33 protein-coding genes, 2 pseudogenes and 1 riboswitch are annotated in these 24780 nt (G+C 49.0%); of the genes and pseudogenes, 30 read left to right on the top strand and 5 right to left on the bottom strand.

Annotation, left to right across the window (positions count from 1 at the left end; genetic code table 11):
- The first annotated feature begins 4 nt into the window (after positions 1–4).
- The 6 genes from CW734_RS19135 (at position 5) to CW734_RS12850 (ending at position 4193) form a co-directional block, all read left to right on the top strand.
- A complete protein-coding gene (locus CW734_RS19135) occupies positions 5–193 on the top strand; it encodes a VTC domain-containing protein (RefSeq protein ID WP_232787060.1) in 189 nt (62 codons plus the stop codon).
- A gap of 110 nt (positions 194–303) precedes the next feature.
- Positions 304–771: a VTC domain-containing protein gene (locus tag CW734_RS19130; protein WP_232787059.1), complete on the top strand. Its 468-nt coding sequence runs from the start codon at positions 304–306 to the stop codon at positions 769–771.
- Complete coding sequence (locus CW734_RS12865; protein ID WP_232787058.1) at positions 755–1438, top strand: DUF4956 domain-containing protein; 684 nt, start codon at positions 755–757, stop codon at positions 1436–1438. Before CW734_RS19130 ends, CW734_RS12865 begins: the two co-directional genes overlap by 17 nt.
- Positions 1439–1560: 122 nt before the next feature.
- On the top strand, positions 1561–1893 hold the full coding sequence (locus tag CW734_RS12860; protein WP_101190818.1) for a hypothetical protein: 333 nt from the start codon (positions 1561–1563) through the stop codon (positions 1891–1893).
- Between the two features lie 105 nt (positions 1894–1998).
- Positions 1999–2727, top strand: coding sequence for a hypothetical protein (locus CW734_RS12855; RefSeq protein ID WP_101190816.1), 729 nt, complete (start codon positions 1999–2001; stop codon positions 2725–2727).
- A 254-nt stretch (positions 2728–2981) separates the two neighbouring features.
- Entirely contained in the window at positions 2982–4193 is a 1212-nt protein-coding gene (locus CW734_RS12850) for an NADP-dependent malic enzyme (RefSeq protein WP_101190815.1), read from the top strand.
- A 143-nt stretch (positions 4194–4336) separates the two neighbouring features.
- On the opposite strand, the gene CW734_RS12845 is transcribed toward CW734_RS12850, so the two are convergent.
- A complete protein-coding gene (locus tag CW734_RS12845) occupies positions 4337–5509 on the bottom strand; it encodes an aminotransferase class I/II-fold pyridoxal phosphate-dependent enzyme (protein WP_101190813.1) in 1173 nt (390 codons plus the stop codon).
- Positions 5502–6625 (bottom strand): annotated as a pseudogene (locus CW734_RS12840) (methionine biosynthesis PLP-dependent protein). Before CW734_RS12840 ends, CW734_RS12845 begins: the two are co-directional and overlap by 8 nt.
- Positions 6626–6701: 76 nt before the next feature.
- A riboswitch (SAM riboswitch) is annotated at positions 6702–6804 on the bottom strand.
- 197 nt (positions 6805–7001) lie between these two features.
- On the opposite strand from CW734_RS12840, the gene CW734_RS12835 reads away from it, so the two are divergent.
- The 11 genes from CW734_RS12835 (at position 7002) to CW734_RS12785 (ending at position 14396) form a co-directional block, all read left to right on the top strand.
- Positions 7002–7307, top strand: coding sequence for an antibiotic biosynthesis monooxygenase family protein (locus tag CW734_RS12835; RefSeq protein ID WP_101190811.1), 306 nt, complete (start codon positions 7002–7004; stop codon positions 7305–7307).
- Positions 7304–7672 carry a hypothetical protein gene (locus tag CW734_RS12830; RefSeq protein WP_101190809.1) on the top strand — a complete coding sequence of 123 codons (369 nt, stop codon included), beginning with the start codon at positions 7304–7306 and terminating at the stop codon, positions 7670–7672. Before CW734_RS12835 ends, CW734_RS12830 begins: the two co-directional genes overlap by 4 nt.
- A 4-nt stretch (positions 7673–7676) precedes the next feature.
- Positions 7677–8327: a cobalamin B12-binding domain-containing protein gene (locus CW734_RS12825; RefSeq protein ID WP_101190807.1), complete on the top strand. Its 651-nt coding sequence runs from the start codon at positions 7677–7679 to the stop codon at positions 8325–8327.
- Complete coding sequence (locus CW734_RS12820) at positions 8305–9066, top strand: STAS domain-containing protein (RefSeq protein ID WP_101190805.1); 762 nt, start codon at positions 8305–8307, stop codon at positions 9064–9066. Before CW734_RS12825 ends, CW734_RS12820 begins: the two co-directional genes overlap by 23 nt.
- A gap of 146 nt (positions 9067–9212) precedes the next feature.
- A complete protein-coding gene (locus CW734_RS12815) occupies positions 9213–10157 on the top strand; it encodes a cation diffusion facilitator family transporter (RefSeq protein WP_101190803.1) in 945 nt (314 codons plus the stop codon).
- Between the two features lie 180 nt (positions 10158–10337).
- The gene (locus CW734_RS12810; RefSeq protein ID WP_101190801.1) at positions 10338–10688 is read left to right on the top strand and encodes an ArsR/SmtB family transcription factor; all 351 of its coding nucleotides are present in this window, start codon (positions 10338–10340) and stop codon (positions 10686–10688) included.
- Between the two features lie 79 nt (positions 10689–10767).
- Positions 10768–11187, top strand: coding sequence for an arsenate reductase (thioredoxin) (arsC, locus tag CW734_RS12805; protein ID WP_058383287.1), 420 nt, complete (start codon positions 10768–10770; stop codon positions 11185–11187).
- A 265-nt stretch (positions 11188–11452) separates the two neighbouring features.
- On the top strand, positions 11453–11812 hold the full coding sequence (gene arsD, locus CW734_RS12800; RefSeq protein WP_101190799.1) for an arsenite efflux transporter metallochaperone ArsD: 360 nt from the start codon (positions 11453–11455) through the stop codon (positions 11810–11812).
- A gap of 12 nt (positions 11813–11824) precedes the next feature.
- The gene (gene arsA / locus CW734_RS12795; protein ID WP_101190797.1) at positions 11825–13594 is read left to right on the top strand and encodes an arsenical pump-driving ATPase; all 1770 of its coding nucleotides are present in this window, start codon (positions 11825–11827) and stop codon (positions 13592–13594) included.
- A gap of 42 nt (positions 13595–13636) precedes the next feature.
- Positions 13637–14068 (top strand): protein-tyrosine phosphatase family protein, encoded by a 432-nt coding sequence (locus tag CW734_RS12790; RefSeq protein ID WP_101190795.1) that lies wholly within the window; start codon positions 13637–13639, stop codon positions 14066–14068.
- A gap of 49 nt (positions 14069–14117) precedes the next feature.
- Entirely contained in the window at positions 14118–14396 is a 279-nt protein-coding gene (locus CW734_RS12785; protein WP_058383291.1) for a HesB/IscA family protein, read from the top strand.
- A gap of 33 nt (positions 14397–14429) precedes the next feature.
- Here the strand turns inward: CW734_RS12785 and CW734_RS12780 are convergent, their stop codons facing one another.
- Positions 14430–14927, bottom strand: coding sequence for a GNAT family N-acetyltransferase (locus tag CW734_RS12780; protein ID WP_101190793.1), 498 nt, complete (start codon positions 14925–14927; stop codon positions 14430–14432).
- 96 nt (positions 14928–15023) lie between these two features.
- Between CW734_RS12780 and CW734_RS12775 the strand changes: the two are divergent.
- From CW734_RS12775 to CW734_RS12720, 12 genes and pseudogenes are all read left to right on the top strand, one after another.
- A pseudogene (locus tag CW734_RS12775) lies at positions 15024–15466 on the top strand (MarR family winged helix-turn-helix transcriptional regulator).
- A 53-nt stretch (positions 15467–15519) separates the two neighbouring features.
- Positions 15520–16884 carry an FAD-dependent oxidoreductase gene (locus CW734_RS12770; RefSeq protein WP_101190792.1) on the top strand — a complete coding sequence of 455 codons (1365 nt, stop codon included), beginning with the start codon at positions 15520–15522 and terminating at the stop codon, positions 16882–16884.
- A gap of 398 nt (positions 16885–17282) precedes the next feature.
- Positions 17283–17420: an NUDIX hydrolase gene (locus tag CW734_RS18315; protein ID WP_157824155.1), complete on the top strand. Its 138-nt coding sequence runs from the start codon at positions 17283–17285 to the stop codon at positions 17418–17420.
- Positions 17417–17569 (top strand): NUDIX domain-containing protein, encoded by a 153-nt coding sequence (locus CW734_RS12760; RefSeq protein WP_101190788.1) that lies wholly within the window; start codon positions 17417–17419, stop codon positions 17567–17569. Before CW734_RS18315 ends, CW734_RS12760 begins: the two co-directional genes overlap by 4 nt.
- Positions 17570–17632: 63 nt before the next feature.
- The gene (locus CW734_RS12755) at positions 17633–17815 is read left to right on the top strand and encodes an NUDIX hydrolase (RefSeq protein ID WP_101190786.1); all 183 of its coding nucleotides are present in this window, start codon (positions 17633–17635) and stop codon (positions 17813–17815) included.
- Between the two features lie 280 nt (positions 17816–18095).
- Entirely contained in the window at positions 18096–18581 is a 486-nt protein-coding gene (locus CW734_RS12750) for an HIT family protein (protein WP_101190785.1), read from the top strand.
- Positions 18578–19333 carry an amidohydrolase family protein gene (locus tag CW734_RS12745; protein WP_101190783.1) on the top strand — a complete coding sequence of 252 codons (756 nt, stop codon included), beginning with the start codon at positions 18578–18580 and terminating at the stop codon, positions 19331–19333. Before CW734_RS12750 ends, CW734_RS12745 begins: the two co-directional genes overlap by 4 nt.
- A gap of 319 nt (positions 19334–19652) precedes the next feature.
- Complete coding sequence (locus CW734_RS12740; RefSeq protein ID WP_101190781.1) at positions 19653–19844, top strand: hypothetical protein; 192 nt, start codon at positions 19653–19655, stop codon at positions 19842–19844.
- 21 nt (positions 19845–19865) lie between these two features.
- Entirely contained in the window at positions 19866–20414 is a 549-nt protein-coding gene (locus tag CW734_RS12735; protein ID WP_101190780.1) for a histidine phosphatase family protein, read from the top strand.
- A complete protein-coding gene (locus tag CW734_RS12730) occupies positions 20411–21076 on the top strand; it encodes an HAD family hydrolase (RefSeq protein WP_101190778.1) in 666 nt (221 codons plus the stop codon). The genes CW734_RS12735 and CW734_RS12730 overlap by 4 nt, the downstream gene beginning before the upstream one ends.
- 55 nt (positions 21077–21131) lie before the next feature.
- The gene (locus CW734_RS12725; protein WP_101190776.1) at positions 21132–21425 is read left to right on the top strand and encodes a hypothetical protein; all 294 of its coding nucleotides are present in this window, start codon (positions 21132–21134) and stop codon (positions 21423–21425) included.
- A gap of 96 nt (positions 21426–21521) precedes the next feature.
- Positions 21522–22529: an LLM class flavin-dependent oxidoreductase gene (locus CW734_RS12720; protein WP_101190774.1), complete on the top strand. Its 1008-nt coding sequence runs from the start codon at positions 21522–21524 to the stop codon at positions 22527–22529.
- Positions 22530–22598: 69 nt separating this feature from the next.
- On the opposite strand, the gene CW734_RS12715 is transcribed toward CW734_RS12720, so the two are convergent.
- Positions 22599–22871, bottom strand: coding sequence for a hypothetical protein (locus CW734_RS12715; protein ID WP_101190772.1), 273 nt, complete (start codon positions 22869–22871; stop codon positions 22599–22601).
- Positions 22872–23028: 157 nt separating this feature from the next.
- Between CW734_RS12715 and CW734_RS12710 the strand changes: the two genes are divergently transcribed.
- On the top strand, positions 23029–23796 hold the full coding sequence (locus CW734_RS12710) for a serine hydrolase (RefSeq protein WP_145990595.1): 768 nt from the start codon (positions 23029–23031) through the stop codon (positions 23794–23796).
- Between the two features lie 50 nt (positions 23797–23846).
- Here CW734_RS12710 and CW734_RS12705 read toward each other — a convergent pair whose 3' ends face one another.
- Complete coding sequence (locus tag CW734_RS12705) at positions 23847–24716, bottom strand: hypothetical protein (protein WP_101192193.1); 870 nt, start codon at positions 24714–24716, stop codon at positions 23847–23849.
- Positions 24717–24780: the final 64 nt, after the last annotated feature.

Genomic DNA, 24780 nt, shown 5'->3' with positions numbered 1-24780 from the left:
TACTATGGCTATTGAGATTTTCAGCAGGCGTGAACAAAAGTATTTGATTACGACAACGCAGTACGAGTTTGAAAGAAAACTAAGTCATCATATGCGCAACGACCAGAACGGGGAGAATGGGTGGTACACGGTCAGCAGCTTATATTTTGATAATGCCGAGAAGGATATTTATTTTGAGACAAAACAAAACTGAAGTATCGGCAGAAACTGCGCTTAAGGGTTTACGACCATACCGACCCGAACGGCACCGCTTTTTGAAGTAAAGCAAAAGCATAAAATGTTGTCCATAAGCGCAGATTGACGATGCCGTTATGCGAAGCTTACCGCTATTTGGAAGCGGATACTTGCACACTCGATGAGTATGAGACATCCAATCCGCAAGTGCTGCGGGAAATCGATTATTTCCGCCGCTTCTACCGGCTCCAACCCGCGATGGTCGTCGCTTACGACCGGCATGCGATGCATGGAACAGATGACAGCAATCTGCGCATCACGTTCGATTTTAATTTACGCTGCCGGAAAGACGAATTGCAATTGGAGAAAGGCCCATACGGACAACATTTCATCGATCCTGATTTGGTGGTCATGGAAGTAAAAGTCGACCATAGTGTACCGCTTTGGCTGGTGCGCATACTGCAGGAGTTAGACTGCGAACAGCGCAGTGCATCGAAGTTTTGCACGAGCACGGAACTCTTGTCAAACGGGGAGTTCAAGAAAACCGAAATCGAACAAACAACTTTAGGAGGGCATTCTAATGGATATGATCAATGATTTATTTGCAGTGAATACAGAGACCGGGGAATCGACAATATGGATGAGCTTGTTCGCGATGGTGATTGCGCTCGTTTTGAGTTTAATCATCACTCAAGTGTATCAACTGACGTTTTCCGGTGAAACGTACTCGCAGGATTTCGTCCATACAATCGTCATGATGAGCGTAGTCGTATCGGTCGTCATGAATGTAGTCAGCGGCAATGCAGGCGTGGCATTCGGTTTGTTTGCGGTATTTTCGTTGATCCGCTTTCGCAGCGCTGTAACGAATGCGAAAGACATCGCCTATATTTTCTTCGGGCTTTGTGTCGGGATGACTGCCGGCCTGTTCCAGTTTCAATTGGCGATTGCGCTGACGCTGTTTGCTTCTGCTGTTTTCTACTTGCTGTTTAAAAGCAATTACGGCCAAGGGCGCAGCACTCAGATGCTGAAAGTAATGGTTCCGGAAAACTTGAATGATGAACAATTATTGGATGATATTTTGGTTGAGCAAACCGAGGAATTCAAGTTGCGGCAAGTAGAGACGACCAATCTCGGCACGATGATTCTCTATACATTTGCCATACGCAACAAGGCAGGTGTCAAAGACCGTGATTTGCTCGATCGAATCCGTGAACGCAATGCCAATTTAAAAGTATCAATCTCATATCCGCAAACAATCGATTAACCGGACGCTCCAGCCTTTATGAAAAGGTTGGGGCGTTTTATATGTCCGGCATGTGGAAAGTCCGTTTCTGGCAAGCGGTCTAAGGGTATGGAAAATTAACAGCTTCAAAAGGAGGAGAGAGGATGGATATTCAAGCAGAGCGAGATTTACTGAAGGACGATTACGGAAACTATTACGTCGTTTCATACGCCACGAAAGACTCGTTGACGATTGTGAACGCAGCACTATATCATGCGTTCAATCAAATGTTGACGGAGGATTTCGTCAAAGAAGTAAAGCGCAAATATCCAAAAGGTGTCGCGGTAGGTGTATATTTTGCTGATTTAGTGCACGAGCAGATCGAAAAACTGGAGGACCCGGCTTTTCCAGGCAATATTTACGACTTGAACGAAGCGAGAAAAGAATATGATATTCACTTAAAGCCGATCTACCATGATTCGCTGCATCTGAAGTAGGCGGATGAGGAGATGGCAGCATCCAATTTTTCTGCAAAATATTTACTGAATATTCGGTAACTATATGCAGGTTTGAACGTCAACTTTAAAAAAGGAGGACTGTCGATGAAGTATTGGGTAGGTGCGGGAGGGCTCGCACTCATATTAACCGTTGCGGGCTGCGGCACACAGGATATGTCCACGGAGCAAGAACCGGAAGAGGCAGCTGTGGAGGATGAAACGACCGAGACGGTTGAACAGCCGGAAGCAGAAGCTGAAACAGAAGACAGCACGGGCGGGGACAGCCACGATGATGAAGTTGCCACCGTGGATCCATACGATTATTTTTTGGAGGATGGTTCAACAGCCCGTTTTGAAGGATATGGCAATGAATTTGCTGAGTTCACATTGAGAACCGACTACATGGAAGCAAATCACGTCGCGATTTATGAAGACAATGGCGGAACGGTCGGCCTTAAAGTGTTCCGCTTGCATGATGACCGCATCGAACTGGTCAAACAAGAAGGTGAATTCTACGAAGATTTCGAGGCGAGCTTTGAAGAGTTACAAGCGCTGGAAGTGATTTCGACTTACCTGGAATTTCCGATTGACCAGGATCAAGAAATTGGGGATGCAACGGTAGTGGAAACCGGTGCTAGCTTGGAAACCCCTTACCGCAATTTTGAAGACGTTTTCGTGCTAGAGCAGGAATCGGAAGGCTCGATCAACCGGAATTATTTTGTGGAAGGTTTCGGTGAAGTGAAGCGTGAGTTCCGAGCTAACCCTGATGATCCGGAAGAATTTTGGATCACATCGACTTTAGCGTCCATAGAGTTGGCTGAAGAAAAGAAATAATAACAAACATGGAAAGCCCGCTTTGACAGCGGGCTTTTTTAGTTGTAAATATGCGGGAGTGCAGCCGTCCAAACCAATTAGTATCGGAATATGGCATTGTGCCAAGAGATTGCAAGAAATTTCCTAAGTAAGCGCTTATTCTTTATTTCTCTATCCGACTAAAGGCTGAAATTAATCCGAATTGTTAGAAAAGTCTTTCAATTTAACAGATAGACGATATAATAAACAAATATATTCAAAAGGAGATGAGGCAAATGACCGATTTAAAAAACGATTCACTGAGCTTGCATAGAAGGCATCAAGGGAAATTGGAGATTCGTTCAAAAGTGGCTGTGGAAAACGAGAGGGATTTGAGCCTCGCCTACTCTCCTGGCGTAGCCGCACCGTGCCGTGAAATTCATGCGGATCCAAGCAAAGTGCATGAATACACGATGAAAGGCAATACGGTAGCGGTCATTACTGACGGCACAGCGGTGCTTGGGCTCGGCAATATCGGCCCGCAAGCAGCGCTTCCGGTCATGGAAGGAAAAGCTTTATTGTTCAAGGAATTTGCCGGTGTGGATGCATTCCCAATCTGCCTGGATACGACAGATGCCGAAGAAATCATCCGAACCGTCAAATTGCTCGAACCTGGCTTTGGCGGCGTCAATCTGGAAGACATTGCCGCCCCGACTTGCTTTATCGTGGAGCAGCGCCTGAAACAGGAAATGAACATCCCGGTGTTCCATGATGACCAGCACGGCACCGCGATCGTCACGCTTGCCGGACTGATCAATTCATTGAAATTGGTCGAAAAGGAAATCGAAGATGTCAAAGTGGTCGTGAACGGCGCCGGTGCGGCAGGCATCGCCATCGTTAAATTGCTGGCGAAATTCGGGTTTGGCCATATCGTCATGTGCGACACAAAAGGCGCGATTTATAACGGGCGCCCGAATGGCATGAATCCCTTCAAGGCGGAAGTTGCGGAAATGAGCAATTATCAGATGGAACAAGGGCAGTTGGCAGATGTCATTGTCGGTGCTGACGTTTTTGTCGGCGTATCGGCAGAAGGCGCATTGACGGAAAGCATGGTGCGCTCGATGAATGAAGAGCCGGTCATCTTTGCGATGGCGAACCCGAATCCTGAAATCTTGCCGCATGCCGCGAAATCAGCCGGTGCACGGGTCATCGGGACAGGGCGTTCCGATTTTGCCAACCAGGTTAATAATGTGCTGGCGTTTCCCGGATTGTTCCGTGGCGCACTTGATGTACAGGCGAGCGACATTAACGACGCGATGAAAATCGCGGCAGTTGAAGCGATCGCCGCCTTGATCGCCACCCATGAACTTCACGAAGATTATGTGATACCGAAGCCGTTCGATCCGCGTGTGGCACAGGCGGTCGCCGAAGCAGTCGCTAGGGCTGCCGAAGAAACGGGCGTTGCCAAAGTATCGCTCAAAGAGCCTGCCCAGCAGATTGTCTTATAATAAATAGAAGAAAGCCTGAATTCCCTCCCCCTGGAATTCAGGCTTTCTTAGGTTTAGTGGCGGTAGGATGCAAAGGCATGAAAAAAGACCGTCCGACCCATCAGCTTGATGACGAGTCGGACGGTCTTTTTGAATGAACAAAATTAATCGGCGACGCTGAGCCCTTTGGCGATCGCAATTTTTTCGAGTGCCTGGCTGAAGTCGTTGATCAAGTCATCGGGATGCTCGAGTCCTGCGGAAAAGCGCAGAAGCCCATCGGTGATGCCGCGCTTTTCGCGTTCAGCGGGCGGCATTGCGGCATGGGACATCGTGGCCGGATAGGACAAGATCGATTCGACGGCGCCGAGGCTGACGGCGAACACAGGGATTTCCAAAGCATCTACGAGAATGCGGGCGGCGTCCTTATCCGCCAGGCGGAATGACAACACACAGCCTGCGTGGCTTGCTTGGCGGCTATGGATCGGATTTCCGGGATGGAATGAGAAGCCGGGATAATAGACTTCTTCGACAAGCGGGTGCCTATGCAGATACTCGGCGATGCGGGCGGTCGTCTCGCCGGATTGTTTTGTGCGGGCGCCGAGCGTTTTGATGCCTTGGATCAATGTATAGGAATCCTGTGCGCCGAGCACAGATCCGAATGTATTTTGGATGAATGCCAATTGTTCGCCGAGGCCGGCATCTTTTGTCACCGCAAGGCCGGCCGTGATGTCACTATGGCCAGACAGGAACTTCGTCGCGCTGTGGAGCACGATATCCGCGCCGAGTTCAAGCGGGTTTTGGTAAAGCGGCGTCATAAAAGTATTGTCGACGAAAGTCATGGCGTCGTTTGCTTTCGCCAGTTTCGCAGCCATTTCAATATCGGTGATTTTCATGACGGGATTGGAAGGCGTTTCAATGTAGACCACTTTCGTGTTCGGCTGGAACGCTGCGGCCACTTCGCCAAGGTCGGTCATGTCGACGAATGTATAATCGACTTTGAATTTTTCCAGCACTTCCGTAATGAAGCGATAAGTGCCGCCGTAAACGTCTTCCGAGACCAGCACATGGTCGCCGGCTTTCAACAGCATGAAGGCCGATGAGATGGCTGCCATGCCGGAAGAAAAGGCCAAGCCCCGCGCGCCGCCTTCAAGTTTGGCGATCGTTTCTTCAAGCGATTTGCGCGTCGGGTTGCCGGAGCGGCTGTAATCAAACGGCCCGAACGAATCGATGCTTTCCTGATGGAAAGTCGATGATAAATAGATCGGCACATTGACTGCGCCTGTTAATGGATCGATGCCTGCTGAATGGATCAATTTCGTCTCGCGTCGTTCACTCATGGGAAACGACCTCCTTTTCCAGTTTGGCCAAGGCTTGTGACAAATCAGCGATCAAATCTTCTGCCTGCTCGACGCCTACAGAGAAGCGGAGCAGGCGGTTACAGACGCCGCGTGCCGTGCGTTCTGCAACCGGCATATCGGCATGGGTCTGGGTCGCGGGATACGTGATGAAACTTTCCACGCCGCCGAGGCTCTCTGCGAATGTGATGAGCGACAGGCTCTCGAGGAATTCCCCGACCCATTGTTCTTCGCGCAGGCGGAACGACAGCATGCCGCCTTTTCCAGGGTATAGTACGTCTGTCACGGTCTCTTGAGTTTCAAGGAAGCGGGAGAGTTCTTTGGCATTCGCTTCGTGTTGGCGCATGCGCAGCGGCAAGGTTTTCAAGCCGCGGATCAACAGCCAGGAATCAAGCGGGAAAGTACAGCGCCCGCTGAGTTATGGGCGTTGAAAAGCTGCGCGCATAACTCCTCGCCTTTTGCGGCGACTAGCCCAGCAAGCACATCGTTATGGCCCCCAATGTATTTGGTCGCGCTATGGAGTACGATATCGGCGCCGATTTTGAGCGGCTGCTGCAAGAAAGGGGTCAAAAAGGTATTGTCGACGATCAGTAAAAGATTGTGGCGCTTGGCCAGTTGTGCATACAATTCCAAATCGATCTCCTGCATCAACGGGTTGGTCGGCGTTTCAATGAAAATCGCTTTTGTATTGTCAGTGATTTTCGCTTCGGCCGTTTTCGGATCGACGAAGGGATCGTATACGGGACGGATATGGTATTTTTCCTCATATTGTTCCAGCAGACGGTAAGTACCGCCGTAAATATCTTCAGGAAGCAAAATCTCATCGTTCGGGCGGAACAGGGAAAGGACCAGCTGGATCGCGGCCATTCCAGAGCTGCACGCAAAGCCTGCGTCGCCGCCTTCTAAGTTTGCGATCCCTTCTTCAAGAAGCTGGCGGGTTGGATTTTTCGTCCGCGTATAATCATAGCCTGTGGATTTGCCAAGGCCTTCATGTTCGTAGGCGGTAGAAAGATAAATCGGGGGATTGACCGCCCCTGTGCGCGGGTCGCTGCGGTTGCCGAGTTGAACCAGGCGTGTTTCTAGGCTATGTTGTGTCATGATCCTCATCCTTTCAAATCAAAAAGCAGGGGCTTTCTTCTATGATAAGAAGAAAGCCCCTGCCGTATATGCTATCTTCTCATCTACTAGGTTGCACCTATTGGAATTAGCACCGTGACATATAAGTCCGGTTGCTGAGACTTCACAGGGCCAAATCCCTCCATCTCTCTCGATAAGAATCATTTTATATAGTTGTGGTTGGTTGATGTTTTCCATCATACAACAATTACTTTCGAAATACAAGCGGAATATTGAAAATACTCTTGTAAATGTCCCGAAGGCGCTCGCTTTTATTTCGGAAGCTGAAATGGTATGCTGAGGTATACTTTTATCATGCACGGCTTATACAAAGCCAGTTGCAAAGGGGTTCTGAATTATGTACATCGTCACATCGACCGTCATTGTGCCGGAAGACAAGGTGCAAGACGTCATAGAAATATACCGAAAACGATCGCGCCGTGTAGACCAGGCGGAAGGCTTCACTTCATTCCGGCTGATCCAAAACACGAAAAAGCGCCATGAACTGACCGTCCACTTGGAATGGCAATCCAAACAGGCCTATATGAACTGGGTCAAGAGCCAGGAGTTCAAGGAGATCCATGATTTGGAGAAGAATTATCCAGACCAGGAACTCGCGGGCATCGTCCCGAAAGTCCATCAATACGAAGTGGTGGCCGAATGAACCAGGAACAAAAACAGCAAATCGCGACCGACACGGCAGACGGTATATACGAAGCGTACCCGAATTTATGGGAACGTTTCGGCGATAAGGGATATGAACATACCGTTAAAGACAATCATCACCACTTGGATTACCTCGAAACCGCGTGGGAGCTGCAAAGCGAGCAATCCTTTCTAGACTATGCACTCTGGCTCGAAACGGTGCTCGTGAGCCGCAATGTCGAAACTGCGCTCATCATCGATAATTTTCAGCGGCTTATCGAAATTGTGCCGCGCTATACCGAAACAACGCAAGGAGATTTCATGCGGGGCTGCCTCGATCGCGCAGTCCGGTTATTGGAGCTCCCTCCACATAAAAGGGGCTGATCAAATGAACGAGTCAACACAGCTTTCGGATCTTTTCCTGCAAGGGCAGGAAGAGGAAGCTTTGAAATACGTCCAGGATTTCCTGGAAAGCCATTCACATGAACAGCTCTACGGCGAAATTTTGACGCCGGCGATGTACCGCATCGGAGAATTATGGGAACAAAATGAGATTTCGGTTGCGGAAGAGCATTTAGCAACCGCTGTTTGCGATTTTGTATTGTCCGCTACGGAGCTGCGCAATAAAGATAAGGATGGCCGCAAAAAAGCGATGATTTTTGGCCCGGAAGGCGAAGAGCATTATATCGGGCTCAAGATGGTCGCGGCGATGTTCCGTGAAGAGGGCTATGATGTCCGTTATATGGGGCCGAATTTGCCGCTCGATTCAGCGCTCGAATTGGCCGGTGACTGGCAGCCCGATGTTGTTGCATTGTCGGGTGCACTTGCACACCGCTTGCCGGTTTTGAAAACCTACGCCGAAGCTTTCTCTAAGGTGGACTCAAATCCAGCCGTCCTGATTGGCGGCAGGGCCGCCACCTTGTCGAGCTTTGCGGATTTGCACATAAAAGGAGCGGTCGTCGTCCGAGAACTCGGGGCGCTCCGCGAATGGATCCGCACAGGAAAGGGGTCGAACGATGACACGCTCTCCACTGGCTGAATGGCCGCTTCCGGCTTTTCAACTGAACAATAGCTTTGCGGTCGTCGATTATTCGCTAGAGGCAGAACAGCTTTTCGGAAAACCAAGTGGATTCTTTGAATTGCTCGATGATGGCAGCCGGGCCAAAGCAGGGCGGTTGCTGAAAACCCGCGGCAGCAAGAAACCAATCGAATTGAATTTCACCACAGCGGCCGGCTTCTTCTTGGCGGACGTCTATTACCGGTGGGATAGCGACTTTTCACTGAATCTTGTACTGGTGCCAAAAGATGAGCAAATGGCTGCCATCACGTCTCAATTGATTCGCTTGCGGGGCCGCTTGAAAGAAACGGATTATGAATTGCTTAAGGAAAAAGAACGGTCCGATGCGCTGCTGGATAAAGTGCGTGAACTTTCCGCCCCGTGCATCGCAATCGGTGGAGGCTATGTGCTCATTCCGTTGTTCGGTAATTTGGATGCAAAAAAAGTTGAAGCGATCCGCCCGTATATTGTCACGCGCATCTACGAATACGAAGCCGAAACGGTCGTGATCGATTTGACGGCGATGGGAACGGTGACGCAAGAAGGCGTCAGTTATCTGGAATCGCTCGTGCAGACCTTGGGCGTCATGGGAATCGATGCGGTCATCACCGGCGTAAAGCCGGACCATGCCCAAAAATTGCATCTGTTGAAACGGGAAATGAATTTGCGTTTTGAAGCATCACTGGAATCCGTCCTGACAACAGCCTCAGCAAATCAGTGATGAAACCGGCCATGGGAGCCGGTTTTTTTATGGTTAGGAAGCCTAGTGACTGGATGTTTGTTTCGTTTTCCTTAGGATATCTGGCGATTTTTCGGGAATACATTTAGAGAAAAGGATTATTAAAAGCTGCAGTGGAGGTGTTGGCGATGGGATCATCACATGATCATTCGCATAGCCGCAATAAAAAAACATTGCTGATTGCCTTTTTGATCATCACCAGTTATATGGTGGTCGAGGCGGTCGGCGGATATTTGACGAACAGCCTAGCGCTGCTGGCTGATGCCGGCCATATGCTCAGCGATTCCATTTCGCTCGGTGTGGGTTACCTGGCTTTTTCCATCGGCGAAAAAGCAGCCGACCAAATGAAGACTTACGGCTATAAACGTTTTGAAATTTTAGCGGCAGTCTTTAACGGAGTGACGCTCGTCTTGATTTCACTTTATATTTTCTATGAAGCCTATCACCGATTTTCAGATCCACCGGAAATTGCGACTTCAGGAATGTTGGCTATCGCGGTCATCGGCTTGCTCGTCAATATTCTCGTCGCGTGGATTTTGATGCGCGGCGGCGATACGAAAGAAAACTTGAACCTCCGTGCTGCTTTTTTGCATGTCTTAAGTGATTTGCTTGGCTCGGTCGGCGCGATCACGGCAGCCCTTTTGATCATTTTCTTCGGATGGGCATGGGCAGATCCATTGGCGAGTGTCGTCGTCGCCATCCTTGTCTTGATCAGCGGTTGGCGCGTGACGAAAGAAGCGGTCCATGTCTTGATGGAAGGGACACCAAAAAATGTTGACCTGGAGCAAGTAGCGCAGACAATCGAAGCGTTACCTGGGGTGAAAAGCATCCATGACCTTCATGTGTGGAGCATCACGAGCGGAAAAAATGCCATGTCGGGACATGTAGTTGTCAAAGAACATATCTCGTTCAAAGACAGCCAGCAAGTGCTTAGGGATATTGAACATGCGCTGTTTGAGCTGAAAATCGGCCATGTCACCGTGCAGTTGGAAACTGAAGATCATCCCCATGACGACTCAATCCGCTGCCAAGGACAAGAAGAGAATGAAGCGGCAGGGCATCATCATCACTGAAGAAAAGGATTAAGTAGGAAGGAGTGGAATAGGTCCGCTCCTTTTTTCTATGAAAAATACAATTTGTATATGTTTTATCGTCCAGATCGACACTTGAATATATAAGTATATGCTGATATGCTGTATTTGGCATTACAGTATTTAAGCAGACCTAAGTATAGAAGCGGGGGGAATCATCCGATGGAAGTGAAAGCGCGCGAAATAGAAATTGACAAAGCGAGCATGGTGCTGAAGCTATTGGGCGATAAGACGAGATTGTCGATGGTTAAATTGCTGGAAAAAAACGATTGCTGCGTCTGTGAATTCGTGGAAATCTTTAACGTCAGCCAGTCGGCCATCAGCCAGCACTTGCGCAAGCTTCGCGATCTCGGTTTAGTGAAGGAAAAACGTAAGGGGCAATGGATTTTCTATTCATTGAACCAGGACAGTGAATTATACGACATGCTCATGCAAGTCTTGGCATTCATTCCGAGTCAGGATGAGCGCATCGAGAAATTGGTGGAGCAGGGATTGCGCATTCGTTGTGAGTAATAGTGATACGGAAAAGGCATCATGTTGAATAAACATAGAGATACTAAAAACCATTCATGGAATAAGGGAGCTAATCAATATGACGAAAAAAACATTGTACTTTTTATGCACAGGCAATTCATGCCGCAGCCAGATGGCGGAAGGCTGGGGGAAAGAAATTTTGGGCGATGAGTGGCAAGTATTGAGTGCCGGAATCGAAGCGCATGGCTTGAACCCGAACGCGGTAAAAGCGATGAATGAAGTGAATATCGATATATCGAATCAAACATCCGATGTGATCGACACCGAAATTTTAAACAATGCGGATTTTGTGGTGACACTTTGCGGCGATGCAGCAGATAAATGCCCGATGACGCCGCCTCATGTAAAACGCGACCACTGGGGCTTTACGGATCCAGCGAAAGCGCAAGGTACCGAAGAAGAGAAATGGAAAGTGTTCCAATCGGTACGCGATGACATCGAAGCGCGCATCCGCCATTTCGCTGCAACTGGTGAGTAAGTGAAGTTTCGGGAGGGGGAGATTGCGCTCCAGGCCTTGCTTTAGGCCCACAGGATGTGGGTCATGCAGGCGAGGCGACAGGACGTCGCGATATCGGCTGCCCGGCGGTCCCCCAGGAGTCAAGGCCTTCCGCTTCATCTCTAATATTAGAATGTTAAATCTTTCAAATCTAGCTGTTCGAAGTTTTGAATAGAGTAAGCATATGTACGATGACTCTAATCTTATTTAATAGAACCAAACTACACAGGTTGAAGGAGAGCTGAATATGAAAAAGGTGGAAATTTTCGATCCGGCGATGTGTTGTTCGACGGGTGTTTGCGGCCCCACTGTGGATCCAGAACTGACGCGCATTGCGTCGGCTGTGTATTCACTCGAGAAAAAAGGATTTGCTGTTTCACGCCATAATTTGACGGATGATCCTGGTGCGTTTGTGGACAATAAACAAGTCAATCAAGTGCTAGTCGATAAAGGGCCGGACGCGTTGCCGGTCGTGCTGGTCAACGGTAAAGTCGTAAAGATTGCCGAATACCCGACAACAGAAGAATTGGCAGAGTGGTTCGAGACCGCACCGTCCGAATTGCAGGAAAAGCCGCGCGTACGCGTGTCACTGAACATCAACAACTAAAGGAGCGTTCCTATGTATTCATTGTTCAATCCGAATCAAATGGCTGTCACTCCGTTTCTGTTTTTCACCGGTAAAGGCGGTGTCGGGAAAACTTCGACTGCGTGTGCCACAGCGGTAGCTTTAGCTGATCAGGGCAAGAAGGTATTGCTCGTCAGCACCGATCCGGCTTCTAATCTGCAAGACGTGCTGGAAGTCCAACTGACGAACGACCCGAAACCCATTCCGTCTGTCGCCAATTTGTCCGCCTGCAATATCGATCCGGAACAAGCGGCCAAAGCTTATAAAGAAAGCGTCGTCGGTCCCTACCGCGGCAAATTGCCGGATGCGGTGCTCGCGACGATGGAAGAGCAATTATCCGGTGCTTGCACGGTCGAAATCGCGGCATTCGATGAGTTTTCGCATTTGCTGGCAGATGAAGCGATTTTAGCGCAATACGACCATGTGCTGTTCGATACGGCACCGACCGGCCATACGCTGCGTCTTTTGCAATTGCCGACGGCGTGGAGCGGCTTTTTGGAAGACAGCACACACGGCGCCTCATGCCTCGGCCCGCTCTCTGGGCTAGAAGGCAAAAAGGCGCTGTACAAAAAAGCGGTGGATTCGCTGTCCGATGGCGACAAAACGACTTTGATCTTAGTAGCGCGCCCTGACAATTCCTCCTTGCTCGAGGCGGACCGTGCATCATTTGAATTAAAAGAAATCGGCATCAAAAACCAATTGCTCATCGTCAATGGGCTGCTTCAGACGCATCAGCCGGAAGACGCGGTCTCTACGGCATTCTACAAGCGGCAACGTGAGGCGATTGAACAGACACCTGAAGCCTTGAAGCAAGTGATGGCTTATTCATTGCCATATGTTTCTTATTCGCTCACGGGCGTTGCAAACTTGCGCCATCTGTTCAATTCATACGCCATCACTTCGTTCGAAACGGAAGAAGTGGGAGAGCCGCTCGACTTGCCGGGATTGAATAGCGTCATCGATGATTTTTCAGAACACAACACGCGCGTCATTTTCACGATGGGCAAAGGCGGCGTCGGCAAAACTTCCGTCGCATCTGCCATCGCAGTCGGCTTGTCCGAGAAAGGCCATAAAGTCCATTTGACGACGACCGACCCTGCAGCGCATTTGGCGTATACGTTTGAAGGAAGCGGCATCCGCGACAATTTGTCCATCAGCAGCATCAATCCAGACATCGAAGTGGCGCGTTATAAAGAAACCGTCATCGAACAGGCAGGCGGCGGGATGACTGAAGAAGAGCTCGCTTATTTGAAAGAAGACTTGGAATCGCCGTGCACCGAAGAAATCGCGTTGTTCCAAGCTTTCGCCAAAGTAGTGGAGAAATCCGAGAACGAAATCGTCGTCATCGATACCGCGCCGACTGGGCATACCTTATTGCTGCTCGATTCGACGGAAGCCTATCATAAGGAAATGAGCCGCTCGACCGGTGATGTGCCGGATAGTGTTAAAAAACTATTGCCGCGCTTGCGCAATCCAAAAGAAACAGGCGTCGTCATCGTCACCTTGGCGGAAGCGACGCCGGTGTTGGAAGCTGCCCGCCTCGAAGAAGAGTTGAAGCGTGCTGGAATCGAGCCGAAATGGTGGGTCATTAACCAAAGCCTCTACGCTACGGAGACCGTGGATGCTGTGCTGAAGGGACGCGCGATCTCCGAGAAAAAGTGGATTCGCAAAGTTGATGAGGAACTGGCCACAAAATGCGCCATCATTCCTTGGCTCGAAGAAGAGAAAATTGGTTATGACCAATTGAAAGAATTCATTTTATAATAATGGGGACATCAAATTAATTTGGAAGGGATGAGGCAAACGATGAGTGAAGCATACCAGCAATTAGTGAAAGACCGTATTTTCATCGGCGGCGCAGCAGATGCGAAAACAGCAGTGGAAAATGAAGGCATCGACGTCGTCTTCGATTTGCGCGCAGAAGCAGCGGACAGCAACGATGAAAGCTATACACGCATCCATGCACCGATTGTCGACGATTCCACGGAGCAGCAGGATGAGTCGATCCAAGAAGCAGTGGATGGAGTCGTCACCGCTTATGAGGAAGGAAAGAAAATCTTTTTCCATTGCGCAGGAGGCAGCAACCGCACCGGTACGGTCGCAATCGGCACCTTGCTTGCATTAGGCGAAGCGAAGACCGTTGAAGAAGCTGAACAGATGGCGACTAGCGTACGGCCAATCATCAGCGTGAGGCCAGAATTGAAAGAATCGCTGCACCGCATTTTTCCACAAGCCTAATCCATGTTAAAGTGAAGAATAATTGAAAAGAACAGGGGAGATGGAGTTTATGATGATTACTGATGAAGCTAAGAACTATATCCAATCCATTCTGGAAGAACAGCAAACGGAAAACTTGCGCCTTTATGCAGTCGCCGGCTGCTGCGGCCCGCAAATCGGCTTGTCGCTCGATGCACCGGAACAAACGGATGAACTCATCGATGTGAACGGCATCCGTGTAGCGGTTGCGCCGGACGCAAAAGAAATGGCAGAGGAGCTCGCTTTGGATTTCGATACGCAAGGAGAGCAAGGCGGCTTGGTCATGATCGGTGCGCCGACTGGCTGTTGAATAGAAAAAAGAGCTCATCCGTGAGCTCTTTTTTTAATGAGTTCCGTTTATTTTACTTCTGCGTTCGAGCAGGATGTTGTCCCGCCAGACGCCGTCTCGCTTTCCGATGCGTTCACGGACACCGATTTCACGGAAGCCGTTTTTCTTATGAAGCCGGATGCTTGCTTCATTTTCAGGAAAGATTTTTGCTTCCAAGGTCCAAAAACCTTGCTGCTCCGAAGCTTGAATAAGGGCTTGCATAAGCTTGTGGCCGATGCCTTCGCCCGAATATACAGGATCGACATAAATGCTCACTTCCCCGACACCCGAGTAGACTGGGCGCTTCGATACAAGTGAAAGCTTGCAAAAGCCAAGTATTTGCGTTGCGGATTCAATAACCAACCGGCAATGGCTTGTCTCACTATCGCTCCAGCTTTCATAACTAGGCGCTTTGGTTTCGAAGGTAGCGAGCCCGCTGTCCATGCCAGCTTCATAGATTTGCTTGATTTTCGGCCAATCCGACTCCACTGCCGGCCTGATGATGTATTCCATATGCATCACTCCGATTCTTATAATTAGATTAAATATTAAAATAAATACTTGCAATTTGCAAGTTTATTTTATATGCTATCACTAGAGGTGTTGAAGATGGAAAACAAACGGGAACTTTTCAAAGCATGGTTAAACGCTTTGGCTTGTTGAATAAAATTGCTGTACGGTTGACGATGTGGAAATCAGCTTGGTGCAAAGCCATATCCTTTATGAGATCGACCGCCGGGAATGGCCATCCATGCAACAAGTGGCGGATGCACTGGCGACTGACCTGTCAACTTTCAGCCGGCAAGTACAAAGCTTGATGAAGATAGGATTGGTCACAAAATGCCGTCTTCTGCGGATAAACGAATCTCGGTGTTGGGTTTGACAAAGAAGGCCAGAAAGTAGCGCTTGCCATCCAGCGAGACATGGAGGAACATCTCGAGGAAATCTTTTCGCATATGACCGAATTTGAACAGGACATGGTGCTGCAATCGATCAAATTACTGAACGAGGCGATGGCAAAATCATCCGTCTGCTGTAAACCGATGTATTAAGTTCGAATTAATACTTGCAATAATCAAGTTTTTATCAATAAGGAGGCCAAGACATGAACACTCAAACAAATTGTTGTTCGACCACTCCACAACGCATCCAAATCGAAAGAATAAAAAAGACAGCGCCGGAATTGCCGGTCGTTATCATCGGGGCAGGGCCAATCGGTTTGGCTGCTGCTGCCCAGTTATCGCTGGCGGGTGAAAAGTTTTTGGTGCTTGAAGCTGGTGACCGAATCGGCCATCACGTGCTGCAATGGGGGCATGTCCGTTTGTTCTCTCCTTGGCAATACAATATCGATAAAGCGGCGCGAGCCTTATTGGACCGCTCTGGCTGGAATGCGCCAGGGGATGACAAGTTGCCGACAGGAGCCGAGCTGGTGGAAGATTATTTGATAAAGCTGGCCGCCGTACCTGAGATCGAACCGTACATCCGCCTCAATGCACGTGTCAGTGCCATCAGCCGAAAACATCAAGACAAGATGAAGACGGCGAATCGCGAGCATCAGCCTTTCATGATCTATGTAGAGACTGAAGATGCGGAAATGGAGCGGATTGAAGCGAAAGCCGTCATCGATGCCACAGGAACTTGGGGCCAGCCAAATCCGCTTCAAGCCGACGGGGTTTGGACGCAGAGCGAACGCAGCCAACAAGAGCGCATTTTTTACGGCATCCCCGATCTACATGGCAAAGACCGCGAGCGGTTTTCTGGAAAACAGGTAGCCGTCATAGGTGGAGGCCATTCTGCCATCAATACTTTATTGGATCTTGCCGCACTTGGGGATGCTGGACATCAAGGGAAAATCTCATGGATCCTGCGCAAGCCGAAAATCGAGGATGTTTACGGCGGCGAAGCAGATGATGCGCTCGAGGCGCGAGGTGAATTGGGAGTGCGTGTCCATGAATTGGTAGATTCGGGGCGTGTGGAAATCTTTACGCCGTTTCGGATAGAGCAAGTTTCTCGAAAAGACGGAAAGCTTGCCTTAATGGGTGACTGGCAAGGAAAAAGCCATTCGATTGAAGCAATCGATGAAATCATCGTCAATACAGGCAGCCGTCCCGATTTCGATTTCTTAAAAGAACTTCGCCTGAAAATCGATGATGCCACAGAAAGCATCGAAGCACTTGCTCCGCTAATCGATCCGAACATCCATAGCTGCGGAACGGTCCGGCCGCATGGTGAAAAGGAATTGCGGCAGCCAGAACAAGGATTTTACATCGCTGGCATGAAAAGCTATGGACGCGCGCCTACCTTCTTGATGGCAACAGGCTATGAACAAGTCCGTTCGATTGTCGCTTATCTCACCGGAGATATTGAGGCTTCTGAGAAAGTGGAGCTGGAGTTGCCGGAAACGGGCGTCTGCAGTTCCGGTGTATCAAAAAATGGACAACAGCCGATCACCATCGGCGGCTGCTGTTGAAAGGAGGCATTTGTCATGACGGTCAACCACGGAGGGCGCTTGCAGCCGATGTATTTCAAGTCATATCTTACGCTCATCATGTCTTCCCACGAATGCAGCCTGGATTGTGCAAAAGACTATACGATAAACACATTTTCCGTGGAAATCCCGAACTTTATGGGCCGGATAGCCGCACTAGTTTTGAAGAGGCAGTTGAGGCGGTGCGCAGTTGACAGCAATCTATAGAAACAAACCGAGTACCGGGCGCGTCTGCCTCCGGTGCTTTTATATGGGAAAATAAAATTTAAAATGAGTAAAAAGTCTGTTAATTAATGGGAATATTCTTTAAAGTATATACAGAGCTAGCTAGCAAAAGGACGTATCGAAAATTCACGAATTCGGGATAGGAGCAAGTGGGAATGGAAGTATGGGATTTGTATGACGGGGAGCGCAACCCGCTCGGAAAGAAGCATATTAGAGGCAATAAATTACAGCCCGGCGAGTTCCACATTGTCGTGGAAGTCATTACGCTCAATGCAGATGGCAGGATTTTATGACGCAAAGAGATCCGGCCAAACCGCTGCCGATGCTTTGGGAAACAACAGGCGGTTCCGTAATTACAGGAGAAAGCAGTTTGACAGGGGCTCTCCGAGAGCTGGAAGAAGAAACAGGTTTATTGGCAAGGCCTGAAGAACTTCGCTTTTAGGCCATACGAAAGGCGGCAATTATTTTCTGGACAGCTATGTGTGGATGCAAAGAGCGCATCGATATGGATGCATTGCAGCTTCAGCCAGGTGAAGTGTACGCCGCACAGCTAGTCAATTGGATTGAGTTTCAGCAAATGAACCGGGAGCGCTTAATCGTTCCTTCAGTCTACCAGCGCTTGGAATTCTATTTTGAGAAATTGGCCTCTTTTCGACTTATGCATGGGATGGTTCATTCCGGTAGTTGAATAAGATGTACGAATCTGTAGAAAGCTAGACTGCAAAGGGACTGAGGCCATGAAGAAACTGCTCGGTTTATTTTTGAAGAAGACACTGGTAATAGGGACGGAAGCAACGGTGAATACTTTTGGTTTTGTCGTTTGGGGATTGATTCTATTCGCGAATGGAATATCTGAATACTTTTTGGCAAAGCCATAATCGACAATTGGTTCGTAATTTTGACGATCGGTCTCGTGGCATTTCTCCTGTCAGAAGTTTTGGCAAAAATAAGCGAGGAGGGCGATTGAAATGAGAACCATCACCTTGGCAAATGGCGAAACCGTCGAAGTGGAATGCTTGAGCTGCGCATTAGTGAATGGATTGATCGAACCAGAAGGCGGTGTAGTGGTAGAAACGGAGCATTTCCATGCCCATCAGGACGTGGCTTATCCCATCCCCGGCTTGATCATTCTCGCGTCAAAGCGCCATTTGAAAAGTTTAGACGAAATGACCGAAGCGGAGCGGCTTGATTACATCACGATCCTGTCGGAAATCCGTAAAGCACAGCGCGACGTCCTTGGCATCGAGTCGGTCTATTATTTCTATAATGAAGACACAACGCATCATTTCCATACATGGATGGTTCCCCGCTATGAATGGATGTACGAATTTGGGCGTTCTGTCGAGTCGGTGCGGCCGGTGCTTTTGCATGCGCGAAATGAGATGAACGATGAAGCGAATCTAAAGAGTGTCAGGCAAGCGATTTCTGCATTGACGGAAGAATTGAAGCGATGAGTAAAGTGAAAATTTTCGATGCCCATTTACATATTATCGATCCGCGATTTCCGTTGACCGAAAATCAAGGCTATTTGCCGCCTGCATTCACCGCTTCGAATTATGTGGCCGCTGTTGAAAACTTCGAAGTAACCGGAGGGGCCATCGTGTCGGGCTCGTTCCAAGGCTTTGACCAATCTTATTTAGTGGATGCACTTGACACGCTCGGTGACCGGTTTGTCGGTGTGACGCAATTGCCGGCGGACACATCGGACGAAGAAATCCTCAATTTGCATGGAAAAGGGGTTCGTGCCGTGCGGTTTAACGTGAAGCGCGGCGGTTCAGAAACGATCGAGCGGCTTGATCATTTTGCAAGACGCGTTCATGATATCGCCGGCTGGCACGCCGAGTTGTACATCGATTCGAAAGATCTCGAGGAGCTGAAAAACACAATCAGCCGCTTGCCGGCTGTTTCCATCGATCATCTCGGCTTATCAAAACAAGGATTCCCTGAACTGTTAAAGCTAGTGGAACAAGGCGTTAAAGTGAAAGCGACTGGATTTGGGCGAATTGATTTCGATCCATCTTACGCAGTCCGGGCCATCCATGATATTAATCCGGAGGCGTTGCTATTCGGCACCGACCTGCCGTCGACTCGGGCAAAAACGCCATTTCAGGAAAATGACGTGACAGTGATCCAAGAAGCTTTGGGCGACAAAGAAGCGGAAAAGGTTCTCTATCGCAATGCCTTGAAATGGTATGGAATTAAATAGGTTTATCTGGAGCCCGTACTTTTACGCCAGTCAGACAAACAGGCAAGTATGTCAGTTCTGCTATCTGAGATTTTCACTGAGCTGACATTTAACGCCAGAGGAGTAGGCGAGGAAATGAAGACCGTGAACTATTTTAAAGAAGTGATGGATAAGTAAAAAAAAATCACCCGCTGCAAAAAATTGCAGCGGGTGATTTTCTGTCTAGTAAGCAGTCAGGCATATGGTAAGCTGAATTCAGGAGTGACAATAGACATATAACAACAGAACCTTTTCATTCAAGAAGCGTCCAGTTATTAACATATTGAAAAGAGGTGGGCAGATGGGCTTCTGGTATATGCTGTTGTTATTCATCGGAATTTGTTTATTTTTTGCAGGAATTTTGCCGAAAAGAGGATTTCCGCTCGTTGTGAAAATCGGCTTACTCGTTGGCGGTGCTCTATGCATTGGCTTTTCCCTATTCATGTTCTCGCCAGGCAGCACAGAAATCATGGCGGATTTGCTTGGTTTATAAACGGAAATGGAGTGATTTCAAGTGACGAATATTTACATCATCCGGCATTGTGCCGCGAGCGGACAGGAGCCGGGGGCAGAGCTTACGGAAACCGGAATGGCACAAGCTGTAGAATTAAGCGGATTTTTGAGTGAGCTGGGGATCGAGCGGATCGTCTCGAGCCCGTATACGCGAGCCGTTCAATCGATCGCACCGTTAGCAGAAGCGTTGGCTGTAGAAATCGAAACCGACGAGCGTTTGAAAGAACGGGTCTTGAGTTCAGGAAACCTTCCCGATTGGTTCGAGCGCTTGAAGAGCACATTCGATGACCACAATCTCGTGCTTGAAGGAGGCGAATCCAGCAGACAGGCGCTGGACCGTATTTCACAAGTCGTGGCCGAGCTTGAAAAAAGTGGCCAAACAGCAGCTATCGTCACCCATGGCAATATTATGGCCTTGCTTCTGTCGCGTTATGTGGAAGGCTTCGGATTTGAAGGATGGCGTGCTTTAAGCAATCCGGATGTGTTTGTTTTAACTGATACGCCAGATGGGAAGAGCGGGGAACGATTGTGGAATGAGGAAACTCGATGATTCAAGCGGTACTGTTTGATTTGGATGGGACCTTGCTCAATCGGGATGCTTCAGTCGTGTCGTTTATCGACGATCAATACGAACGGATGCATGGATCTCTCGGACATATTCCGAAAGAGTTGTACGTCGGCCGCTTTATTGAATTGGATAGTCGCGGTTATGTCTGGAAAGACCGGGTTTATGCCCAATTGATCCAGGAATTTGGAATCGAACAGACAACGATGGAAAATTTATTGGAAGATTATATCGCCCATTTCCGCTTCCATTGCATCCCTTTCATTGGCATGCATTCCATGCTGGAGAGCTTGAAACAACAAGGCGTGAAGCTAGGCATCATCTCGAATGGCAAAGGCAAATTCCAGATGGATAATATCAAAGCCTTGGGAATCGAGAAGTGGTTTGATGCGATCTTGATTTCTGAAAGCGAGAATTTAAGAAAGCCGGATCCGCGGATTTTTGAAAGAGCGATGGCCCGCTTGAATGTCTTGCCGTCCCACAGTTTGTTTGTCGGGGACCATCCAACGACGGATGTAGAGGCCGCCAAAAATGCCGGCATGATCGGGGTATGGAAAAAGGATGCTGGGTGGGATGAAGCCGCGGCGGATTATGCTATAGATGACTTAAACGAAGTGAACAGGATCGTCCAAGGGCTAAACGCATAAAATTAAATCGTGTTCACGCTAGGTTTCACCAAACTTGCAAAGGGAGTGGCGGTGCATGAAAGCAGTCTTGTTATGGGGCAATTTATTGTTCAGCGGGTTTATGGCGATTTCAATTTCCATGTTTTTTGCGGAAGGGGCCATCGGGGAAAATTACACGAATGAACGCTTCGTGGCACCTGAATTTCTCTGGATGATTCCACTGTGGGTAGTGGAGGCCGTTCTCGTCGTGATCTATTTCTATAAGAAGAAAACGGAAATGGTTTCCTACCCCGTCATTTTATTGATTAACTTTGCGTTGTGGATCAGCATTTTCTTCAGTACATGGGTGTGTATGCGCTTGGCAGTTTAACTTCAGTGAAACAATGAAATTCGATCTCTGAGCATTTTCTTACGCCTTCCGAAACTTGAGCGGTACAATAAGGGAGGTAAAGGAGTGCTTATAGATATGACACAAAAAACATTTCAGCAGATTCCCGTGGCGGTGCTCGATTTGGCGCCAGTCAATGAAGGCAGCAACGCAACAGAATCATTTGCAAATAGCGTAGAACTTGCGCAGCACGTAGAGAATCTTGGGTTTAACCGCTACTGGCTGGCGGAGCACCACAATATGCCAGGCATCGGCAGCTCGGCGACGTCCGTGTTGATCGGGCATATCGCCGGAAAAACCAACTCGATCCGCGTCGGTTCAGGCGGCGTCATGCTGCCAAACCACGCACCGCTGGTCATCGCGGAGCAATTCGGAACGCTTGCGTCATTGTATCCGGACCGCATCGACCTCGGCCTTGGCCGTGCACCTGGCAGCGACCAGGCGACGGCTTATGCTTTGCGCCGTACGCTTCACAGCACAGGCGACGAATTCCCTCAGCAAGTGATGGAACTGGAGAATTATTTCTCCGATAAACCGGTCGGCCGTGTCAAAGCGTACCCGGGAACAGGCATGGACATTCCGCTCTGGCTGCTCGGTTCGAGTGGATTCAGCGCACAACTCGCCGCGCAAAAAGGCTTGCCGTTTTCATTCGCCAGCCATTTCGCGCCGGACTTCACCATGCAGGCGCTGCAATTATACCACCAGAATTTCAAACCTTCTGCCGCTTTGAAAAGCCCATATGCAATGGTCGGCGTGTCACTTATCGTCGCCGATACGCAGGAGCGTGCGGAATGGCTCGCCACATCTTCGCAGCAGCAAATGTTCGCGTTGATGAAAGGCGAACCGACGACCTTCCAACCGCCGTTTGATGACCTTGGCTCGGTGTGGACGCCGCGTGAAATCGTCATGTTCCAGGATAAACTGAAATCCGAATCGATGATTGTCGGCACGCCAGAAGTGGTGCGCGAGAAGCTTGCCGCATTTGTCTCGAAAACCCGCGCCAACGAAGTCATCGTCAATTCACCGATTTTCTATCAGGAAGACCGCCTGCATTCTTATTCATTGCTTGCGGAAATGATGGAATAACTTAAGCACCAGCCCTGAGCTGGTGCTTTTTTCAATAGAAAATCCCCCTTCGATAAGAAGGGGGAGCAATCAGTGAAGGTCTTGGGATTTGGCTTCGTCGTGCTTCATGATTTGCATTTCGATATCTTCATCGTTCCTTGCATAGTCTGGGCCGCCTTCGCCAATCATGTTCAAGATCGAATCGAATTCCTCAGCGAGCCAATCCCTCAATTCCTTCGGTTCTGTGTCTTCGTCGATTCTTGCATAGTCCGGGCCGCCTTCGCCGATCATGTTCAAAATCGCATTGAACTCTTCATCGAGCCGCAATTCGACTTCTTTCCGTTCCACCCATTTGCGTTCCATGACGATATCCTCCTTCTATTAAAATCGCAAGAACGACGGACCATCTCTATGTTCATCTTTCATTATACAGATTATTCTGTCTTTTAATATTAATTTGACTTGAAGGACTGGCAAAATTTTGCCGAATTGAACCATTAAGGAAAGGTGTGTGGCAGCAGTGGAAAATGCGATAAAAGAACTGATTGGCGAGTCTTCAGGCCGTGTCAGTGTGGCGATTAAATTCCGGTCAAGCCGCGTGTATATCAATAGCGAGGCCCCGATGCGCGCAGCGAGTACGATCAAATTGGCCCTGTTATTCGAAGCGTGCCGGCAAATCGCAAATGGCACGCTATCGGGCGGCCAGAAAATTGCATTCGGGGACAAGCCGGCTGGAGGAGCAGGCGTGCTGGACCATCTGCCAACACTTAAAGAATTAGTCTTATGGGATGTATTGACCTTGATGATCATCGTTTCCGATAATGCCGCCTCGAATGCGGTGCTGGAGTTGCTCGGGAAAGAAAACGTCAATAAGGCGTGCAGCGATCTTGGTTTGAACAACACGAAAATCGAGCGGTGCTTCATGGATTTCGAAGCGGCTGAAAAAGGGCTCGAAAATCGGACGTGTGCGTGCGATATGCTTTGTCTAGTGGAAGCTTTCCTGATGCAGGGCAAATTGCCGGAGCGGGAGCGAAAGCGCGCCATGGAAATATTGGGTAATCAGCAAAGCCGCAAACTGACAGCGGCGATCGAGGAAGAGGAAGTGCAGTTTTACGGCAAAGCCGGTGAACTGGCTGGCCTGCAGGCAGATGTCGGGATTTTTGGGGAAGGAGAAAATGTCGCCATCGCTGTGGTTTTCGTGGAAGGGGCAAGAAATCCACTGGAAGCCCATCATTTGATCGCGAACATCGGGCTCTTAATCCATCAACAGATGAAATCAGTTACTTAAGAAATTTTAAAAATCCCCCTGGCCAATTTCTAGGCGAGGGGGATTTAGGGTTATTCAGCTAAATATTGTTCCATCGATTCAAAAAAGCGTGAAGACGTATTCTCGAACCACTCGGGATAGACTGATTGCGCTTGTTCCGGAATCGTATAGGCGAGCTCGGTCCGCAAATCATCCGTTATGGCCATCTTTTGGCGCGGGCCATCCGGCGTCAGCCAATTGAATTGCGCGCGGCGGTTGGCGTTGGTGAATTGGACCCAATCGGTCTCGGTTTCAGGTGAGTCGAACAGCGCTTCGCTTGAAATGAGCATCCAGCTTTCGCTTTGGTGTTTCGGCGGGAGCCATAAGCTCTTTTCCATCACGCCTTCTTCAACAGGGAAATCGTAGATCTCATGGCGCAGTTCCTGAACACGTTCACCGTTTCCAAGCGACAAGCCGCGAGATACATAAATATTGCCTTGCAGCGTTTCGGTGTCTGCGCTGCGGATCACGCCAAAGGGATTGCGCGTCGCATCGGTGCCGTAGGTTTCTTCCTCTTGCTGCAGCATCGTGTCTTCATTCCAGCGTGTAATCATGGCATCTTCCACGCCACTGCGGTTCAACGAAAACGTAAACGGCATCCAGCCGGTATTTTCGACTTTGTCGAAGAGGAGGACATCGCCGTTCGGTAAAATTTCTTCCGTAATGGCCAGCGAACCGATCGATAGGGTCAGGAAGGTCAAGGGATAGATGTCAGTAGTGACATTTCCGTTTGTTTCCGTCTGTGCTTCACCAAGTGTGATGAAGGTCGGCTTGTCGATGCTGAGCTCAACGTCTTCGTGCGTATAAAGGGTTTCCTCATTTTTCAAAAACATGACCGCTGTAAAGATGATCAGCGCCATGAAAAACAAAGTAATGATCAATATGACAAGCTTTCTGAACAAAATTTCCACCTCAAATTTCGGGTATTTCCTGCATTATCGATTATAGCACGGGGACAGGCCGAAA

Origin of the sequence: Planococcus sp. MB-3u-03 (assembly GCF_002833405.1) — a bacterium.
Classification (GTDB): Bacteria; Bacillota; Bacilli; order Bacillales_A; family Planococcaceae; genus Planococcus.
This window is presented reverse-complemented; position numbering and strand designations above follow the sequence as displayed.

Coding starts and splice junctions, on each gene's coding strand:
- CW734_RS12835 (WP_101190811.1), top strand. CDS start 7,002: ATGTACATCGTCACATCGACCGTCATTGTGCCGGAAGACAAGGTGCAA.
- CW734_RS12745 (WP_101190783.1), top strand. CDS start 18,578: ATGAGTAAAGTGAAAATTTTCGATGCCCATTTACATATTATCGATCCG.
- CW734_RS12725 (WP_101190776.1), top strand. CDS start 21,132: ATGAAAGCAGTCTTGTTATGGGGCAATTTATTGTTCAGCGGGTTTATG.
- CW734_RS18315 (WP_157824155.1), top strand. CDS start 17,283: ATGGAAGTATGGGATTTGTATGACGGGGAGCGCAACCCGCTCGGAAAG.
- CW734_RS12810 (WP_101190801.1), top strand. CDS start 10,338: ATGGAAGTGAAAGCGCGCGAAATAGAAATTGACAAAGCGAGCATGGTG.
- CW734_RS12855 (WP_101190816.1), top strand. CDS start 1,999: ATGAAGTATTGGGTAGGTGCGGGAGGGCTCGCACTCATATTAACCGTT.
- CW734_RS12790 (WP_101190795.1), top strand. CDS start 13,637: ATGAGTGAAGCATACCAGCAATTAGTGAAAGACCGTATTTTCATCGGC.
- CW734_RS12755 (WP_101190786.1), top strand. CDS start 17,633: ATGGATGCATTGCAGCTTCAGCCAGGTGAAGTGTACGCCGCACAGCTA.
- CW734_RS12825 (WP_101190807.1), top strand. CDS start 7,677: ATGAACGAGTCAACACAGCTTTCGGATCTTTTCCTGCAAGGGCAGGAA.
- CW734_RS12850 (WP_101190815.1), top strand. CDS start 2,982: ATGACCGATTTAAAAAACGATTCACTGAGCTTGCATAGAAGGCATCAA.
- CW734_RS12760 (WP_101190788.1), top strand. CDS start 17,417: ATGACGCAAAGAGATCCGGCCAAACCGCTGCCGATGCTTTGGGAAACA.
- CW734_RS12720 (WP_101190774.1), top strand. CDS start 21,522: ATGACACAAAAAACATTTCAGCAGATTCCCGTGGCGGTGCTCGATTTG.
- CW734_RS12730 (WP_101190778.1), top strand. CDS start 20,411: ATGATTCAAGCGGTACTGTTTGATTTGGATGGGACCTTGCTCAATCGG.
- CW734_RS12815 (WP_101190803.1), top strand. CDS start 9,213: ATGGGATCATCACATGATCATTCGCATAGCCGCAATAAAAAAACATTG.
- CW734_RS12845 (WP_101190813.1), bottom strand. CDS start 5,509: ATGAGTGAACGACGCGAGACGAAATTGATCCATTCAGCAGGCATCGAT.
- CW734_RS12785 (WP_058383291.1), top strand. CDS start 14,118: ATGATGATTACTGATGAAGCTAAGAACTATATCCAATCCATTCTGGAA.
- CW734_RS12770 (WP_101190792.1), top strand. CDS start 15,520: ATGAACACTCAAACAAATTGTTGTTCGACCACTCCACAACGCATCCAA.
- CW734_RS12780 (WP_101190793.1), bottom strand. CDS start 14,927: ATGGAATACATCATCAGGCCGGCAGTGGAGTCGGATTGGCCGAAAATC.
- CW734_RS19135 (WP_232787060.1), top strand. CDS start 5: ATGGCTATTGAGATTTTCAGCAGGCGTGAACAAAAGTATTTGATTACG.
- CW734_RS12750 (WP_101190785.1), top strand. CDS start 18,096: ATGAGAACCATCACCTTGGCAAATGGCGAAACCGTCGAAGTGGAATGC.
- CW734_RS12740 (WP_101190781.1), top strand. CDS start 19,653: ATGGGCTTCTGGTATATGCTGTTGTTATTCATCGGAATTTGTTTATTT.
- arsA (WP_101190797.1), top strand. CDS start 11,825: ATGTATTCATTGTTCAATCCGAATCAAATGGCTGTCACTCCGTTTCTG.
- CW734_RS12865 (WP_232787058.1), top strand. CDS start 755: ATGGATATGATCAATGATTTATTTGCAGTGAATACAGAGACCGGGGAA.
- CW734_RS12860 (WP_101190818.1), top strand. CDS start 1,561: ATGGATATTCAAGCAGAGCGAGATTTACTGAAGGACGATTACGGAAAC.
- CW734_RS12820 (WP_101190805.1), top strand. CDS start 8,305: ATGACACGCTCTCCACTGGCTGAATGGCCGCTTCCGGCTTTTCAACTG.
- CW734_RS12830 (WP_101190809.1), top strand. CDS start 7,304: ATGAACCAGGAACAAAAACAGCAAATCGCGACCGACACGGCAGACGGT.
- arsC (WP_058383287.1), top strand. CDS start 10,768: ATGACGAAAAAAACATTGTACTTTTTATGCACAGGCAATTCATGCCGC.
- CW734_RS12715 (WP_101190772.1), bottom strand. CDS start 22,871: ATGGAACGCAAATGGGTGGAACGGAAAGAAGTCGAATTGCGGCTCGAT.
- CW734_RS19130 (WP_232787059.1), top strand. CDS start 304: ATGCCGTTATGCGAAGCTTACCGCTATTTGGAAGCGGATACTTGCACA.
- arsD (WP_101190799.1), top strand. CDS start 11,453: ATGAAAAAGGTGGAAATTTTCGATCCGGCGATGTGTTGTTCGACGGGT.